Below are 16,676 nucleotides of genomic sequence, written 5' to 3'. Positions count from 1 at the left end.
CGACGCGGACCGATCGCCGCACGGGCGACGACCTCCGGCATATCGTGACCGCGTGACGAACATCGGACGCCTCATGCTCGCGCAGGTCAGGTCGATCGGCTCGCGCAACGCCTGCCTGTCGCCGGGCGATGTCCCCGGCGGCCCGTGGGTCGCGCGCGGTGGACGGACCTATCGCACCGGCGCGAGCGGCAGCACGAGCGAGGCCATCACCCGGGCACGCGCGATCCGCTCGGTCACGAGCGTGCGCGGCTACCAGGAGGTGGGCCGGGCCGACCTCTTCATCCAGGTCATCCCCTTCGCGTCACCGGAGGACGCCCGTGCGGCCCTCACCGAGCTGCGCGCGCTCCCGAGGACGATGCCGCAGAGCAAGGGCCTCTCCGACGTCGGCGAGCTGCGGGCGGTCGCGGCGCCCGAGGTGGCCGGCACGACGCACGTGGAGGCGGCCGAGCAGGCGTTCGTCCTCGACGGCGAGCACTCGCGCACCCTCACCGTGTGGTGCGTCGTCGGCAGCACGGTCGTCGTGGCGGCGCTCGGTGGGCGGGCCGAGGCGGTCCGGTGGCCGCAGCTCGCGGCGCTCGTCGAGGCGCAGGCGGCCGCGCTCGGCTGAGCGGGTCGCGCCTGTCGAGGCGTGCGTCAGCCGCGACCGAGGATGCGGCTGAGGAAGCCGGGACCGGACGCCTTCTCGGACTCGGCGTGGCCCGGGCAGCGCTGGCCCGCGGGCACGTTGCGCATGACCTGGTCGACGTGCTGGCCGCAGCCGGCCCACGTCGTCTTGCCGCAGGTCTTGCAGGTGGCCGCTCGGCACATGGTCGATCTCCTTGGTCGATGTATACCCATGGGGGTATGCGTTCGCGACCACGATAGCCGAGAGCGGGCGCGCGTCCAAGCCCGCTCGGCGGCGGGGTGCGGCTCGGGGGCGGGGCGTGGCCCAGCAGCCGGCGTACGGCTCAGAGGTCAGCGCTGCTGCCAGTCGGGGCCGAGGCGCACGACGTCGCCCACGACGACGACTGCGGGGGACCGCACGCCACGCTCGCGGGCGAGCTCGGCGATGGTGCCGACCGTGCCGACCGTGGTGCGCTGGTCGGGCCCGAAGCCGCGCTCGACGACCGCGACGGGGCAGTCGGCCGACCGGCCGTGCCGGGCGAGCAGCTCGGTCGTGCGGGCGAGCTGGGTGACACCCATGAGCAGGACGAGCGTGTGGTCGCCGCCCGTGGGGAGCACCGGGATGTCCTCGTGGCCCGTGACGACCGTGAAGCCGCGCGCGACGCCGCGGTGGGTCACGGGTATGCCGGCCGCCGCGGGCACGCTGACCGCGCTCGTCACGCCGGGCACCACCTCGACCCGTATGCCGTGTGCCTCGCAGGCGTCGCGCTCCTCGCCGCCGCGGCCGAGGACGTAGGGGTCACCGCCCTTGAGCCGAACGACGCCGAGGCCGCGCTGGGCCTCCTCGACGAGGATGTCGTTGATGCGCGACTGCGGCACCGGGTGGTTGCCCGGGGTCTTGCCGACGTCGATGACGCGCACCGACGCAGGCAGCCGGTCGACGACGGCGCGGGGCGCGAGCCGGTCGACGACGACGACGTCGGCCGAGGCGAGCAGCTCGTGGCCGCGGGCCGTGAGGAGGCCGTCGATGCCCGGCCCGCCGCCGACGAGGGCGACCCAGCCGCGACGGCCGTGCGTGCGGGTGCGGCGCAGGTCGAGCGTGCCCGAGACGAGCGCCAGCTCGACCCCGTCGCGGACCGTCACGGCGAGACCGGGGTCGCCGGCGGCATACGCAGCCACGGTGACGCGGCCGTCGGGGGTCGTCACGTCGGCGCGGGCGGCGACGCTCGCGGTCGTGCCGGCGGCGTCCGTGGAGTCGACGCACCAGACGCGCAGGGCCTCGGCGTCCGCGGCGACCTCGCGGTCGACGGACGGCTCGCCCGTCGCCGTGTGGGCGAACCACGCGCCGTCGAGGTCGGCGGGGCCGGCGTAGTCGCGCTCGAGCCACTCGACGCGGCCGGCGTCGGCCAGGTCGCGCAGGTCCTCGCAGAGCCACGGGGCGACGACCCGCACGACGGCGCCTTCGTCGAGGAAGGCCCGGACCCGGCGCGCGGACACGGGCCCGCCACCGACGGCGACGACGAGCCGACCGGTCAGGTCGAGGACGACCGGCAGCGCCGGCTTCAGATCTCCCATTCCTCGTCACCCTCGGGCTGCGTCGGGGCGTCGGCGGCCGTGGGCAGGGTCGCGCCCACCATGCCGGCGGCGACGGTGCGTCCGTCGTGCGCGTCGATGAGCAGGAACGACCCGCCGCGACGCGAGGTCGAGTAGTTCTCGACCGGGACCGGCGCCGCCAGTCGGAGCGTCACGAGGCCGATGTCGTTGAGCGACAGGGCTTCTGCGGGGACGGTGTGGAGTCCGTCGAGGTCGAGGGCGCCGTCGAGCGATCGGACGGCCGTCTGCACCGTGCGCGAGCCGTGCTTGAGCAGCAGGCGCTGGGCCGGGCGCAGCGGGGCGTCGCCGAGCCAGCAGACGACGGCCTTGATGTCCTGGGTCGGCTCGGGGGCGTCGGCCGCGGCCGCGATGACGTCGCCCCGCGAGATGTCGATCTCGTCGGCGAGGCGCAGCGTCACCGACTGCGGCGCAAAGGCCTCCTGGAGCTCGCGGTCGCCGAGGTCGATGCCCGCGACGGTCGTGCGACGGCCCGACGGGAGGGCCACCACCTCGTCACCGACGCGCACGACGCCCGAGGCCACCTGGCCGGCATACCCCCGGTAGTCGCGGTGCGACTCGTCACGGGCCGCGCCCTGGGGGCGGATGACGAGCTGCACCGGAAGGCGGAACGACTCGTTCGCCGGGTCGTCCGAGGGCGGGAGCGCCTCGAGCAGCTCGAGCAGGCTCGGGCCGTCGTACCAGGGGGTGCGCGGCGAGCGCTCGGCGACGTTGTCGCCGTCGAGGGCGCTGACCGGGATGGCGATGGCGTCGACGACGCCGAGCTCGCGGGCCACGGCCTGCACCTCGGACTCGACGCGGTCGTAGACCTCCTGCGAGAAGTCGACGAGGTCGATCTTGTTGACGGCGACGACGACGTGCGGCACCCGGAGCAGCGCGGTCACGGCGAGGTGGCGGCGGGTCTGCTCGAGGACGCCCTTGCGCGCGTCGACGAGGAGCACCACGACGTCGGCCGTCGAGCTGCCGGTGACGGTGTTGCGCGTGTACTGCACGTGACCGGGGCAGTCGGCGAGGACGAACGAGCGGTTCGCCGTCGCGAAGTAGCGGTAGGCGACGTCGATGGTGATGCCCTGCTCGCGCTCGGCGCGCAGGCCGTCGGTGAGCAGCGCGAGGTCGGCGGCGGTCAGGCCACGGTCGCGGGAGACGCGCTCGACGGCGGCGAGCTGGTCGGAGAGCACCGACTTCGTGTCGTGGAGGAGGCGACCGACGAGGGTCGACTTGCCGTCGTCGACCGAACCGGCCGTGGCGAGCCGGAGCAGGGTGCCGCGGGCGGCACCGGCAACGGCGGCCGGGTCGAGGACCGGCGTGGTCTGGGTGGGGGCGGTCACTAGAAGTAACCCTCCTTCTTGCGGTCCTCCATGGCGGCCTCGGAGATCCGGTCGTCGGCGCGCGTGGCGCCGCGCTCGGTCAGGGTCGAGGCGGCCACCTCGACGACGATCTCGGCGTTCGTGCGCGCCGGGGACTCGACGGCCCCGGTGCACGACATGTCGCCGACGGTGCGGTAGCGCACGAGGCGCGTCTCGACGGGCTCGTCGTCGCGCGGTTGGCTCACCGGGCCGACAGCGAGCCACATGCCATCACGCTGGAAGACCTCGCGCTCGTGGGCGTAGTAGAGCGGCGCGAGCGGGATGTGCTCGCGGTCGATGTAGCGCCAGATGTCGACCTCGGTCCAGTTGCTGATCGGGAAGACGCGCACGTGCTCGCCCGGTCGGTGCCTGGGGTTGAAGAGGTTCCACAGCTCGGGCCGCTGGTTCTTCGGGTCCCACTGGCCGAACTCGTCGCGGAGGCTGACGATGCGCTCCTTGGCGCGCGCCTTCTCCTCGTCGCGTCGCCCACCGCCGAAGACACCGTCGAAACGGTGGTCGTTGATGGCGTCGAGCAGCGGCAACGTCTGGAGCGGGTTGCGGGTGCCGTCGGCGCGCTCGCGCAGCCGGCCGTCGTCGATGTAGTCCTGCACGCTCGCGACGACGAGCCGCAGGCCGAGGCGCTCGACGGTCTCGTCGCGGTAGGCGAGGACCTCGGGGAAGTTGTGGCCCGTGTCGACGTGCAGCACCGGGAAGGGGATCGGCGCCGGCCAGAAGGCCTTAGTCGCGAGGTGGAGCATGACGACGGAGTCCTTGCCGCCGCTGAAGAGCAGCGCCGGACGCTCGAGCTCGCCCGCCATCTCGCGGATGACGAGGATCGCCTCGGCCTCGAGGGTGTCGAGGTGGGTGAGGCGGCGGTCGTCGGAGTCGCCCGGGTCACCGGCAGGGGCGGCCGGGGCCGCGTCCAGAGGGGTGGTCGTCGTCATGTGTGGAGTCCGCACTCGGTCTTGGAGAAGCCGGCCCAGCGGCCGGCCCGGGGGTCCTCGCCGGGCTCGACCCGGCGGGTGCACGGCTCGCAGCCGATCGAGGGGTAGCCGTCGGAGAGGAGGGAGTTGACCTCGACCTGGTGCTCACCGGCATACGCGAGCAGCTCGTCGAAGGTCCACGCCGCGAGCGGGTTGATCTTGACGAGGCCGTTCTTGGCGTCCCACGTCACGAGGGGGGTGTCGGCCCGGGTCGGGCCCTCCTCGCGGCGGACTCCGGTGACCCATGCCTCGTAGAGCGGCAGGGTCCGCGCGAGCGGCTCGACCTTGCGCATCTGGCAGCACAGTGCCGGGTCGCGCTCGTAGAGGCGAGCGCCGTACTTCTCGTCCTGCTCGGCGACGGTCAGCTCGGGCATGACGTTGACGAGCGTGATCGGCAGGTCCTCGGCGACGATGTCGCGGGTGACGATCGTGTCGGAGAAGTGGTAGCCGGTCTCGAGGAAGAGGACGTCGACCCCCGGCGCGAAGCGCGAGACGACGTGGGGCAGCACGGCATCGGCCATCGAGCAGGCCACCGCGAGGGTGCCGTCGAAGTGGAAGGCCGCCCACGCCGCGACCTCGTCGGCCGTCGGCTCGTGCTCGGGGTCGGCGCCGAGCGTGGCGTTGAAGTCGTCGACGATCGCCTTGAGCTCGGCATCGCTGCGCCGCCTGCGCGGGACCTTGGGCGTCGCGAGGGGAACTGCGGTCACAGGAGTGCTCCTTCGTCTGCTCGGCGGGTCCACGACGAGAAGCTCTCGCCGGACTCGCGCTGGTCGAGGAAGGTCCGCACGACGCGCTCGACGTAGTCGGGCAGGTCGTCGGCCGTCACCTTGAGGCCGCGGACGGTGCGTCCGAGGCCGGCCTCGTCGCGGTCGACGGAGGCCAGGCCGCCGCCGAGGTGCACCTGGAAGCCGGGCACCTGCTCACCGTCGATCGTCACGAGCTGGCCCTTGAGGCCGATGTCGGCGACCTGGATGCGGGCGCACGAGTTCGGGCAGCCGTTGACGTTGAGGCTGATCGGGGTGTCGAGCTGCTCGGTGACGTCGGCGAGACGCTGCTCGAGCGCGGCGATCGTCGTCGCCGCCGTCGCCTTGGTCTCGACGATGGCGAGCTTGCAGAACTCGATGCCGGTGCACGCCATCGTGTGTCGCCGGAAGGGACTCGGCGCGGTGCTGAGGCCGAGCTTCTCGAGGCGGGTGACGGCGCCCCGGACGAGGCGGCCCGGGACGTCGAGGACGACGAGCTTCTGGTGCGGGGTCAGGCGCAGCCGGTCGGAGCCGACGTGCTCCATGAGGTCGGCGAGCCCGGTGAGCACGTCGCCGCTGATGCGACCGACGGTCGGAGCCGCGCCGATGTAGCGCTTGCCGTCCTTCTGCAGGTGCACGCCGACGTGGTCGCCGGGGCCGCTGGCGGGCGCGGGCGGCGGGCCGTCGGGGAGCTCGCGCTCGAGGTACTCGTCCTGGAGCACCTGGCGGAACTTCTCGGGACCCCACTCGGCGAGGAGGAACTTGAGGCGGGCCTTGTTGCGCAGCCGGCGGTAGCCGTAGTCGCGGAAGATCCGGATGACCCCGTGCCAGACCTCGGCGGCCTCCTCGGGCCGCACGAAGACCCCGACCCGCTCGGCGAGGCGGGGGCTCGTCGAGAGGCCACCGCCGACCCAGAGGTCGTAGCCGGCGCCGAGCTCGGGGTGGATGACCCCGACGAGGGAGATGTCGTTGATCTCGTGCACGACGTCGAGGCTCGGGTGGCCGGTGATGGCCGACTTGAACTTGCGCGGCAGGTTGGCGAGCTCGGGGTCGCCGATGTAGCGGTCGAGGATCTCGTCGATGACGGGCGTCGGGTCGATGATCTCGTCCTGCGCCACCCCGGCGAGCGGGCTGCCGAGGATGACCCGCGGGGTGTCGCCGCACGCCTCGGTCGTCTGGAGACCGACGGCCTCGAGGCGCCGCCAGATCTCGGGGACGTCCTCGACGCGGATCCAGTGGTACTGGATGTTCTGCCGGTCGCTGATGTCGGCGGTGCCGCGAGCGAACTCGTGGCTGATCTCCGCGAGGACGCGCAGCTGGGCGAGGCTGATCGCGCCGCCGTCGAGGCGGACGCGGAGCATGAAGTACTCGTCGGACAGCTCGGTGTCGTCGAGCTGAGCGGTGCGGCCGCCGTCGATGCCGGGGCGGCGCTGCGTGTAGAGACCCCACCACCGGAAGCGCCCCGAGAGGTCCTGGGGCGGGATCGACGCGAAGCCCTCGCGCGAGTAGATCTGCTCGATCCGCTCGCGGACGTTGAGCCCGCCGTCCTCCTGCTTCCAGGTCTCGTTGGCGTTGAGCGGCTCGGTGCCGTCGACCTTCCACTGCCCGTTGGAGCGGCCGGCGCGGGGCGGGCGGGTGCCGGGGCGCACCGGGGCCGTGCCGGTCGCGGAGTCGGTGACGGTCATGTAATCGAATGTATAACCAGCACTTATCTCTGCCCAAACGGGTCCAGAGTGCGGCCCTTTCCCACCCAACCAGTGGGAATGCCGGGCACCCCGCGGCCTGTCAACCGTCGAAAGGCCCACGGACCGGGTCCCGATTCGTGGCCTTTCGACGGTTGGAGGGGTGGCGCGGTCAGGGGCCGGCGAGCTGGCCGGAGTCGACGGCCTGGACGATGCCGACCACCGTCGAGAGATACGCCTGCGAGTGGTTGTAGGAGAGAACCGCCGCCGTGAGGTCGGCCGGGCGCGAGAGGTCGCGGCCACCGGCGCAGAGGTAGTTCGCGGCCGCGAGCGCCGCGTCCTCGATGTTCTGCGGGTCCTTGACGCCGTCGCCGTTGCCGTCAGCACCCCAGATGCGCCACGTGCCGGGGATGAACTGCATCGGGCCGACGGCGCGGTCCCAGACCGGGTCGCCGTCGTAGCGGCCCCCGTCGGTGTCGCGGATCGCCGAGAAGGAGCCACCCGAGAGCGCCGGACCCCGGACCGGCGGGACGGCGTCGTGCGACGCGTCGAGCGTCCGGCCACGGAGCGAGGACGACTCCACCTCGCCGATGGCGGCGAGCAGCATGACGGGGATGTGGCAGGCACGCTGCCGCTCCGCGGCGGAGGCGTATGCCGCCCAGATGATCTCGTCCTTGGTGCGTGCGGTCGGCCGCGTGGTGCCCTTGGGCGGCACGGTGACGACGACGGGGATCTTGATGACCGCCTTGGGTCGCCACGGTGTGGGGTTGGCGCTCGACCCGCCCCCCGGCTCGAGGGTCGCGGCGACGACCGGAGGCGCCTCCTGCGCGAGGGCCGCAGCCGCAACGCGGATCTCGTCGAAGACGGGCAGCACGAGATCGCCTGCGACAGAGCCGAACCCGCTGTCGAAGAGCGGCGGCGCCGGTGGCGTCGAGCCATCACTGCTGGCCGTGGCCGCAGCGCCTCCCGGGACCAGCGGTGAGAGCAAGGGCGCCGGGGTCGGGGTCGGCACGGCCGGCGCGGTGTCGGCCACGGCCCGCGCTGCGGACCCGACCAGGGCCGTCGCCACGACGACGGAGGCGGCCACGGCTCGTGCCGCGGTCAGTCGTCGCCTGGTCGCCCCTGACATGTCCCTGTCCTTCCTCGGGCGCGTGGCCGCCCACTCACCAGTACAGCGCGAAATCCTCGACCGCGGCGACGAACGCCGAGTCCCACAGGACCACGGGCCATCCTGCCCTCCGGCCCGACTCGTCGCGACGGGCGGGCCCCACGCCCGTCACCGACTCGCGGCGGATCGTGGGGTGACAGTGCCGGTCGAGTCCTGAGCCGAGTCGGTGCTGCCGGGGACGGCGGACGCCGCGGGCCGGGCAGCGGACGCCGCGGCCCGGGCGCCCCCGCGCTCGGCCACCGCGCGCGTACGACCCGGTGCCGGAGCCGGACGGCGGCGGCGCCTCCAGAGCAGCCAGGCGGCCCCGATCACGGCGGCCACGGCGAGCGCGGCGGACGCCGAGGCCAGCAGCCCCGAGATGGGCGCCCGCGACACGACCGGGGCCGGGTCGGAGGCGCTCGGGCCGACCACCCAGTGCACGGTGCTGCGCACGTCGTCGAGACCGCGCCGGTGCACGACGACGTCGACGTCGACCGGTCCACCGGCCGGCAGCTCGAGCGCCGCCGACCAGCGCGACGGCGTCACGGCGGTCGCCGTCACCGGGGCCTCGGCCGCGGCGGGACGAGCCTCGACACCACCGGACGAACCGCCTCGGACCGTGACGGAGACACCCGTGACGGGCCCGGGGGACGGCCGACGGGTGTCGAGCACGTCGATGAGGGCCACGCTGGCGCCGGGACGGTTCGGCCGCAGGGCGACGGTCTGCTGGAGGTCGGCGACCGGTCGGTCGTCGATGACGCTCGGTGCCTGCGCGCTGACGAGACGGGGAGAGACGGCGGGCTGCCCCGTGGCGAGGAGACCACCGAGGGCGGCGACGACGAGCAGTCCCAGGGCCTCCGCTGCGATGAGCCGCCGGCGGACCCGACCGTCCTGCAACCCCCGAGGGTGCAGGGCACGGGTGGTCGCGAGGGCGACGAGACCGACGAGACCGGCCAGGGCGACCTTGGCCAGCAGGACACGACCGTAGGTGGTGAGCAGCACGGCATCGACCGAGACGACGACGTCGCTCGTGAGGTAGACGCCGGTGACGGCGACGACGACGACCGAGACCGTCGCGGGAGTGCGGAAGCCCCGCAGGATCCCGCGGACGTCCGCACGGGAGAGTCCCAGCCGCGCGCCGCGCGCGCCGAGCAGCGCGAGGGCGGCCACCGAGCCCGCCCACAGGAGGGCGGCGACGAGGTGCGCCGTCGAGGTGACGACCCACGTCGGGCCGCCGCGGACCCCGAAGTGACCGATGCTCACGGAGAGCAGACCCGCGCCGGCGAGCGCGGTCGTGGCTGCGAGGTCGCGCGACACCCTCCCCGGTGCCGGACGGTCCGGTCGGAGGGCGAGCGCCGCTCCGAGCAGGGCCGCCTCGCGCAGCCCCCACCGCAGCACGTAGCCGGGGGTGAAGGCCCCGGCGCCGAAGCGGACGAGGTCGACGAGCGCGACGGCCAGGGCGGCCGTCGCCCCGACGACGAGGAGACGGAACGCCTGACGGCGCAGCCAGGCCCGCGGCATACCGCTCGTCGCCTCCGGCACGCGGCGCAGCAGGCGCCCGACGACGACGGCGCCGAGCCCGGCCCCGATCCCCGCGAGGACGGCCCACCGGCCGACGAGCTCGAAGAGGTCCGGGTTCGTCTCGCTCGGACCGGCCGCCTGCACCTCGCTCTGGACGCCGAAGGCGAAGATGCCCGCAGACTCGTGGAGGTCGTCGCTCGACAGGGTCCGCCAGGACACGTGGTAGGCGCCGACGCCGAGCGCGGGGATCGTGGCCACGACGGTCGCCGGGGCCTCTTGGTCCTCGTCGCTCTCGACGAGCGTCATCGCCGTCGGCGCCACGCGGTGGCCGTCCGGCTCGGTGATGACGATCTCGGTCGAGGCGAGGACCACGTGCTCGGTGAAGCGCAGCTCGATGGTGCGCGGGGCGGCCGCGAGGCTGGCCCCGTCGGCCGGGCTGCTCGACGCGAGGTAGGCGTGGGCCGAGGCCGGGCCGGCACCGAGCGCGACGAGCAGGGCCGAGCCGAGCGCCACCGCGAGGGCCAGCAGGGCCCGTCGCAGTCCCATCAGGCTCATCAGAGCACCGGGACGTGCTCGAGGCGGAGGCCGCCGTACTCGATCGTCACGTCCTCACCGGCACGGAGCGCGCCCCCAGTGTTCTGGTAGACGAAGTAGTATGTCGCGCCCGCGCGGTTGATGTGCCCCTGACGCATGACCGAGACGCGGTTCGTCGAGCCGTCGCGGGACTCGCTGCGCAGCACCGGCGGGTGCTTGACGTCGGCCTGGAAGCGGCTCGCCTTGTCCACGTCGAGGACGACGTAGCTGACGGTGACGAGGCCACCGTCGCCGACGACCGCGACCCGCGAGATGCGGACGCCGAGGGCCGTCTCCATCGCGGCGGAGTGCGGGACCGGTCGCCCCGGGTCGTCGCCGCCTCGCAGCGCACGGGCCCCGAGGAGACCGAGGACCGCGACGACGAGGACGGCGACGACGGCGAGCGCGACCCTGGCCCGACCCTGCCGACCCGTCCGGGTGGACGGGGCGGCGGGGCCGGAGGGACCGGCCGGCTGGACCGGCGGAACTGCTGTGGTGGTGCTCATTCGGACTGCCCTCCGATGCTGCCGGCCGGGGTCACGGGCAGGTGACCCCGGCACGAGGTGGGACCGGATCAGGGGATGCTGTTCCGGGTCGAGACGAAGCTGTCGAACCAGGCCGTGCCCGCCGTGGTCGACGTGGTGCCGGCGATGACCCCGAGACGAGCCGTCTCGATCTGCAGGGCCGTGCCGGTGTTGTTGCCGAGCCGCTGGTCACGCTGGGTGCCGTCGACGCGGAGGGTCAGAGACCCGCCCGTCCCCTGCACCCAGTCGATGCGGATCGTGTGGCTGCCCGTAGCCAGGCTGAGCGCGTTGCTCGTCGTGGCGCCGAACGCAGCGCGGTTCATCACGGTGCGGAGCGTCACCGCCCCCGCGCCGACGCGGTGGTACTGCACCGCGAACGACTGCCCCGTGGCGCCGCGCCCCTCGAACACCGTCAGCCACGCCGTCGTGCTGTTGCCCGACGAGAGCGTGTTGGCGTTGAGGGAGAACTGCGCGCGGTAGGTCGTCTCGACCGACGGCGTGGTGTCGGTGACGTACGCCGGGGTGGCCGAGCCGGTCGCGACCATGCCGTAGCTGCCGGTGCCGAACGGTATGCCGGCAGCCAGGCTTGTCGAGACTGCCCCGCTCCGCCCGAACCAGGCGAGCAGGTTGCCGCTGTTGAACGTGTCGTTGAAGATCGCGTTGGGCCGGGTCACCTGGACCGTGACCGCGGACGCGTTGCTCCAGCTGCCCGCCGCGTCCTGGACGCGGAGGTTGAACTGGACCGTGCCCGGCTGGATGCCGGTCAGCGGGATCGCCGCCGTGACACCCGTGCCCGAGTCGGTGACCTGGACCCGCGTCGCCTTGCCGGCACCGGGGTCGGTCGTGCCGATCCAGAACTCGGCGCCCTGGAAGCGCGGCCCGACGTAGGTCGGGACCGGGGCCTCCGTCACCGGCGCGGAGAGCGTGACCGTGGCCGAGCCGTTGGTCGGGTTCGGCGAGGCCGACGCGGCCCCGAGGACCGGTGCCGTCTTGTCGACGAAGAGCCGCACGAGGGCGTTGCTCGCGGTGAGGCTGCCCCAGTTGCCGGCGGCGTCCTTGCCGTGCACGTAGACCTGGTGCTCGCCCGGTGTCATCGCCTTGACCTGGGTCAGCGGGATGAGGCCGTAGACCTGCTCCGTCGGCGAGTCGAACGCACCGTCGACGGCGATGAGGCTGAGTCCCTTGCCGAACGTCGGGGTCGTGCTCGTCGGGTCGACGAAGGCCTCGCCGGCGAGCACCGAGCTCTGGAGCCCGTTGCCGGCGTCGCGGTCCTGCAGCTCGGCAGAGATCACGAGGTAGCCGGGGTAGGACTTCGAGCTGAGCACCGCGTTGGTCGGGTTGGGGCCGACGGTGGCGGCGTTGACGGCCGGCGCTGTGAGGTCGACGGTGAGGTCGACGGGCACGGCCGGGCCCCAGATGTTCTGGGAGTTGCGGCTGTGGACCCACACCTGCGCGGTCCCCTCGCCGAGCGCGAGGACGTCCGCGGCCGGGATGGTCCCGGTCTCGGCGACCTTCGTCGCGACCCGGTTGAGGGTCATCGCGTGGCCGGTGCCGTTGGCGCCGGCGGCCGCACCGAGGAAGTACTCGGCTCCGGTGATCGTGCCTCCGGCCGCGGTGTCGTCACCGGTCGCGTTGACCGTGACGGTGCCCTTGCCGCTGGCGGGCGACGGGCTCACCGAGAGTGCGACGGTCTGCGGGCCGGACTTGGCGACGTTGAGGATCACCGACCCGACGACGCCCCAGTTGCCGGCGGCGTCGAGACCGCGCACGAACACCGTGTGCTTCGTCGACGTCAGGCAGTGCAGGTCGACGGGAGGCACGGGCGCTACACAGTCTGCTGCGGTCGCCACGGCCGGGATCGCGCCACTGACCGTGGTGGTCTCGACCCCCCAGGTCCCGGTCATCGGGACGCCGCTGCCGACACCGACGGTGACCGCGTCGTCGACGACGAACTCGGCCTGGCTGACGGTGCCGTGACCTGTGGTCGCGTCACTCACGGTCGCGGTGACGGTGACGGGGCCGGTGGCGTCCGTCGGGTTCGGGGTCGCGGAGATCGCTGTCGAGACCGGGCCCACTCCGTCGGTCGAGGGTGCAAGCGCGTTCGTGTCGAGGAAGGTCATCATGCCGCCGAACGCCACCGCCAGCGGGTCGGCCGTGGTCTGGCCCGCGTTGTCGAGCCGGGCCGAGGACTCGTAGACCGCGACCTTCGACTCGGGTCCGGTGGGCACGGTGACGAGCGCGTCGACGCTGACGCCGGGGTCGACCGGCACGACGACGGACGGCTCCGGGAACGCGAGGCCGTGCCCGTCGTGCGACAGGACGACCTGGTCGGCGCCGAGCGTGCTCATCGAGTGCAGCTCGGACCCGACGTTGACGTAGCGCAGGAGCACGGTGTGGCCCTGGTCGGTCGGCACGGGGTCGCTCGACGGGAAGGGCTTGCCGTTGATGAGCCGGTAGGCCGGGTGGAACTCGCGCATGTCGAAGGTCGTCGGGTGCGCGTTGAGGGCGGGGTCGATCTCGCTGAGCACGAGCACCGCCTCGTCGTTGTACGCCTGGCCGTATGCCGTGCCGTCGCCGAGGACGACGAGCGCGCCGGCGAGACCCATCGCCACCTGACGGGCTCCGCCCGAGGTGTGGCCGGCCTCGTAGAGGAACGTGCCGGGCCGGCCGGCGGTGAAGACGTAGCGCGCGGTGGCGCCCGGCGCGATGCCGGTCGTCGCGGCCGCCGTGGGCAGCCCCTCGGTGATGGACGCCGCGGGCTGCCCGGGCAGGGCGAGCGAGGTCGGCTCGTCGAGGCCGTTGTGCAGCGTCAGAACGACTCGGTCGCCCTGGCGGGCGATGATGGCCGGGCCGGGCGCGGTGGCCGCCCCGGCCGAGGTCGTCGAGTAGCCCCAGATCGGGATTGGTTGTCCGAGAACCTGGTTCGTGCCGGGCTTGGCCCAGAGGTCGCACGCGACGATCTCCGGGTCGGGCGCGGACGCCGGCGTGACGGTGCAGCCGGGCGTGTTCGGGGTCAGCTTGCCGACCGGTGCCGCCGGCGCAACCGCGGGTGCGACAGCCGGGGCGACGGAGGAGGTGACCGCGGAGGCCGACGTGGCCACGGAGGCCGGCGAGACGGCATACGCAGTCGTGGCGGCGAAGGGGACGGTCGCGAGCGCGGCGGCGACGGCGGAGACGCCGAGGCGGTGCCGGAGGCTGGGTCGAGAGGTCATCGTTGTCGTCCTCAGCTCGTCGGGCAGCCGGCGGGCGGGTCGATGCGGAAGACCGTCATCATGCCGCCGAAGGCTGCGCCGTAGTTGGTCGCCTGCTGGAGCGCGTGGCTGTGGGCCACGTGGTAGTACTCGCCGCACTCGTTGTTCACGGTGATGTTCGACGGGAAGGTGCCCTTCGTGCCGAGGTAGGGGCTCTCGCTGAACCACGTGTCGGCGCCCACGAGGAGCTGGTCGGTGATGACGGGCAGCTGCGTCGGGATCGGGTTCGACTTCGCGTCCCAGTGCTCGACGTCGCGCCAGTCCATCAGCGCGTCGACGGTCTGCCCGGGCATGACGTCGATGTCGTACTTGAGGTACGAAAGATCCTGTGGCGCAGTGGCGCTCGTGCCCTGGAGGGCATGACCGTCCTTGTTGACGACGCGTTCGTCACTCCCGTGCGGGTGGAAGGGGTAGTTGCCCCGTCCCGCGTTGAGGTAGCGGATCACCGCCGGGAGCGGGTTGCTGGTCGGGTCGTACGGCTTGATGTGCACGAGGGCGCCGTAGGGCTGGCTCGGCAGCCACGAGGCGTTGTTGGGCGCCAGGGTGTCGGGCATGCTGCGGCCGTTGATGAGGTAGTAGCGCGCGTTGTAGGCGCCCCAGTCGACGGGCTGAGAGCGCTCGACGGCCAGGTGCACCTCGGGGTCGATCTCCGAGAGGAGGAAGACGTACTCGTGCTGTGGGTTGAAGGCCGAGTCGGCGCGGGCGTTGACCTGCCCGGCCGCCCCGGCGGGGCGCACGACGAGCGCTCCGTAGAGGCCCATCTGCTGCTGCTTCGTCACGTCGGTGCCGCTCGAGTAGAGGTACGTCCCGGGCGAGCCCGCCGTGAAGGTGTACGTCACGGAGCCGCCAGAGGCACCGGCCGGCTGGACCATCGAGGTGAGGGAGCCGCCCGTGTCGAGCTGGGGCTGGGCCGGGTTGCCGTTCGCCTTGACCGCCTTCTGGCCCGGGAAGAGGATCGAGGTCGCCTCCGGCAGGTCGTTGTGCAGGATGACGGTGACCGGCTGGCCCGACGTGACGCAGAGGACCGGCCCGGGCAGCTGGAACTGCCCGGAGCTCATCCCGTAGCCCCACATGTAGATCGAGTTGCCGTCCGGCGTCGAGACGTAGCCCGTCCGCGCGGTGAGCGAGAAGGTCTGCTGCGGGTCCGTCTGGCAGAGCAGCCCCTCGGACGTCGCGGCCTGGGCACCGGCGGTCGAGCCGACGGCCACCGCGGCGACGAGGGCGCCGACGGCCGCGAGGATGCCCGTGCGCCGTCGGGTGCGCGCGGCACTCGCCGCGTCGCCCAGGTGGCGTCGTGATCGGTTGAGTCGCATGATCGTCCTCCGTCGGCTCGTCAGGTGTTGGGCAGGGTCTGGGGCCCGTAGGTGCCGGGCGCGCCGACGCGGAGGACGGTCATCATGCCGCCCCAGCCGGGTCCCCCGCCGTTGCCCAGATAGGCGTAGTTGCGGTCGTAGAGCAGGTACTCGCCGGGCTGGTGGGGCGTGACGAGCACGTCCCGGCTCTCGCCGGGCCCCACGTCGACGGTGTTGGTCTCGAGGTAGTTCGTGTAGCCGTCGCGACCGCGGAGCAGGGTCGCGTCCTTGGCGATGACCTGCATGTCGACGTTGTCGAGCGTCAGGGCATGGTTCTGGTAGCCGAGGTTCGACATCCGCAGCAGCACCGTCTCGTTGACGTTGCAGGTGATGAGCGAGCTGATCGGCTGGTACTGCAGCCGGCCCGCCGCCGTCGACGTCGGGTTGCCCCCTGGCGCGATGGTGTCGGGGTAGCCGCGGCCGTTGAGCAGCCAGAAGCTTGGCGCGTAGTCGGTCCAGTCGCTGACCTGGATGTGGGCGTCGCGGTAGTGGGCGGCCGACCACAGCTCGGTGATCATGAAGGCGAACTCGCGGTCGTAGCGCGTGCTGCCGTCGCCGTCGTTGTACGCGTACTTGGTGCCCATCGGGTGGCCGGCAACCGGCGTCCTGTTCTGCTTCGGCCGCACGAAGACCATGCCAGTCATGCCCATCTGCACGTGCTCGACGTCCTCGAAGTGGCAGTGGTACATGTACGTGCCGGCGTCGCGGGGGCGGTAGAAGTAGGACAGGTCGCGCCCGATCGGCACGGCGAGCGAGAGCTCCGGCACGCCGTCGAAGAGCGGGATGGCGTTGACGAAGCCGTGCCAGTGCAGCGTGTGGCCGTCGAAGAGGTCGGGCCGCATGACGAGTCCGAGGTTCGACAGCGTGATCGTCACCTCGTCCAGCTCGTCGAAGGCGAGCATCGGCGCAGAGATCTGCGCCTTGCCGCGCGTGGCCGCCACCTGCGTCGCCGACATCCCCGTGACGTCACGGAAGCCGAAGACGTACGTGTCGAAGGGCGACGGCGCGAGCGAGTCCGGGAAGAAGGGCAGGTCGTCGGGCGAGCCGGCCGGCATGCTGACCCAGCCGTCGGTGCCGGCCAGGTGCACCGTCTTGGCGGGGCCGGTTGCGGCGGCCTGCACGACGGTCGGGCGGGCGGCCTGCTGTCCGAAGCTGAGTCGCGTGCCGAGGAAGACGCTGCCCACGGCGCCCGCCCCACCCAGCATGACGGCTCGCCGGCCGAGACCTGAGCCCGCCGTGCGCCGTGCGGCGTCTGAGCGTGATTCGTCGGTCATGAGGTGCTCCTGAGGTCGGTCCGGCTCCTGGGCCGGACGGGTGGTGAGTGGGTTGGCCCCCGGGGC

General features: G+C 72.9%; 13 protein-coding genes. 1 reads left to right on the top strand and 12 read right to left on the bottom strand.

Features of this window, described 5'->3' with window-relative positions; genetic code table 11:
- Positions 1-52 precede the first annotated feature (52 nt).
- Positions 53-607, top strand: coding sequence for a hypothetical protein (locus ASH01_RS20925; RefSeq protein ID WP_056780772.1), 555 nt, complete (start codon positions 53-55; stop codon positions 605-607).
- A 26-nt stretch (positions 608-633) separates the two neighbouring features.
- Here the strand turns inward: ASH01_RS20925 and ASH01_RS23500 are convergent, their stop codons facing one another.
- The 12 genes from ASH01_RS23500 to ASH01_RS20870 all read right to left on the bottom strand — a co-directional run bounded on the left by ASH01_RS23500 (position 634) and on the right by ASH01_RS20870 (position 16,610).
- Entirely contained in the window at positions 634-807 is a 174-nt protein-coding gene (locus ASH01_RS23500) for a hypothetical protein (RefSeq protein WP_156415697.1), read from the bottom strand.
- Between the two features lie 147 nt (positions 808-954).
- A complete protein-coding gene (gene cobA, locus ASH01_RS20920; RefSeq protein WP_056780769.1) occupies positions 955-2,178 on the bottom strand; it encodes a uroporphyrinogen-III C-methyltransferase in 1,224 nt (407 codons plus the stop codon).
- Positions 2,166-3,542 carry a sulfate adenylyltransferase subunit 1 gene (locus tag ASH01_RS20915; protein WP_056780767.1) on the bottom strand — a complete coding sequence of 459 codons (1,377 nt, stop codon included), beginning with the start codon at positions 3,540-3,542 and terminating at the stop codon, positions 2,166-2,168. The genes cobA and ASH01_RS20915 overlap by 13 nt, the downstream gene beginning before the upstream one ends.
- Complete coding sequence (gene cysD, locus ASH01_RS20910) at positions 3,542-4,504, bottom strand: sulfate adenylyltransferase subunit CysD (protein ID WP_082620059.1); 963 nt, start codon at positions 4,502-4,504, stop codon at positions 3,542-3,544. Before cysD ends, ASH01_RS20915 begins: the two co-directional genes overlap by 1 nt.
- Entirely contained in the window at positions 4,501-5,250 is a 750-nt protein-coding gene (locus tag ASH01_RS20905) for a phosphoadenylyl-sulfate reductase (RefSeq protein ID WP_056780764.1), read from the bottom strand. Before ASH01_RS20905 ends, cysD begins: the two co-directional genes overlap by 4 nt.
- On the bottom strand, positions 5,247-6,971 hold the full coding sequence (locus ASH01_RS20900; protein WP_056780763.1) for a nitrite/sulfite reductase: 1,725 nt from the start codon (positions 6,969-6,971) through the stop codon (positions 5,247-5,249). The genes ASH01_RS20905 and ASH01_RS20900 overlap by 4 nt, the downstream gene beginning before the upstream one ends.
- 169 nt (positions 6,972-7,140) lie before the next feature.
- Positions 7,141-8,097 carry a lytic transglycosylase domain-containing protein gene (locus tag ASH01_RS23770; protein WP_235509686.1) on the bottom strand — a complete coding sequence of 319 codons (957 nt, stop codon included), beginning with the start codon at positions 8,095-8,097 and terminating at the stop codon, positions 7,141-7,143.
- Positions 8,098-8,244: 147 nt separating this feature from the next.
- The gene (locus tag ASH01_RS20890) at positions 8,245-10,182 is read right to left on the bottom strand and encodes a copper resistance CopC/CopD family protein (protein ID WP_235509685.1); all 1,938 of its coding nucleotides are present in this window, start codon (positions 10,180-10,182) and stop codon (positions 8,245-8,247) included.
- A gap of 8 nt (positions 10,183-10,190) precedes the next feature.
- Positions 10,191-10,715, bottom strand: coding sequence for a hypothetical protein (locus tag ASH01_RS20885; protein ID WP_056780753.1), 525 nt, complete (start codon positions 10,713-10,715; stop codon positions 10,191-10,193).
- A gap of 68 nt (positions 10,716-10,783) precedes the next feature.
- The gene (locus ASH01_RS20880; protein ID WP_056780750.1) at positions 10,784-13,945 is read right to left on the bottom strand and encodes a multicopper oxidase domain-containing protein; all 3,162 of its coding nucleotides are present in this window, start codon (positions 13,943-13,945) and stop codon (positions 10,784-10,786) included.
- Positions 13,946-13,956: 11 nt separating this feature from the next.
- On the bottom strand, positions 13,957-15,297 hold the full coding sequence (locus ASH01_RS20875; protein ID WP_056780747.1) for a multicopper oxidase domain-containing protein: 1,341 nt from the start codon (positions 15,295-15,297) through the stop codon (positions 13,957-13,959).
- 20 nt (positions 15,298-15,317) lie between these two features.
- The gene (locus tag ASH01_RS20870) at positions 15,318-16,610 is read right to left on the bottom strand and encodes a multicopper oxidase domain-containing protein (RefSeq protein ID WP_056780744.1); all 1,293 of its coding nucleotides are present in this window, start codon (positions 16,608-16,610) and stop codon (positions 15,318-15,320) included.
- Positions 16,611-16,676 lie beyond the last annotated feature (66 nt).

Source organism: Terrabacter sp. Soil811 (genome assembly GCF_001429655.1).
Lineage (GTDB): Bacteria > Actinomycetota > Actinomycetes > Actinomycetales > Dermatophilaceae > Terrabacter.
The sequence above is the reverse complement of the archived record's forward strand: the minus strand, read 5'-3'. Positions and strand labels throughout refer to the sequence as shown.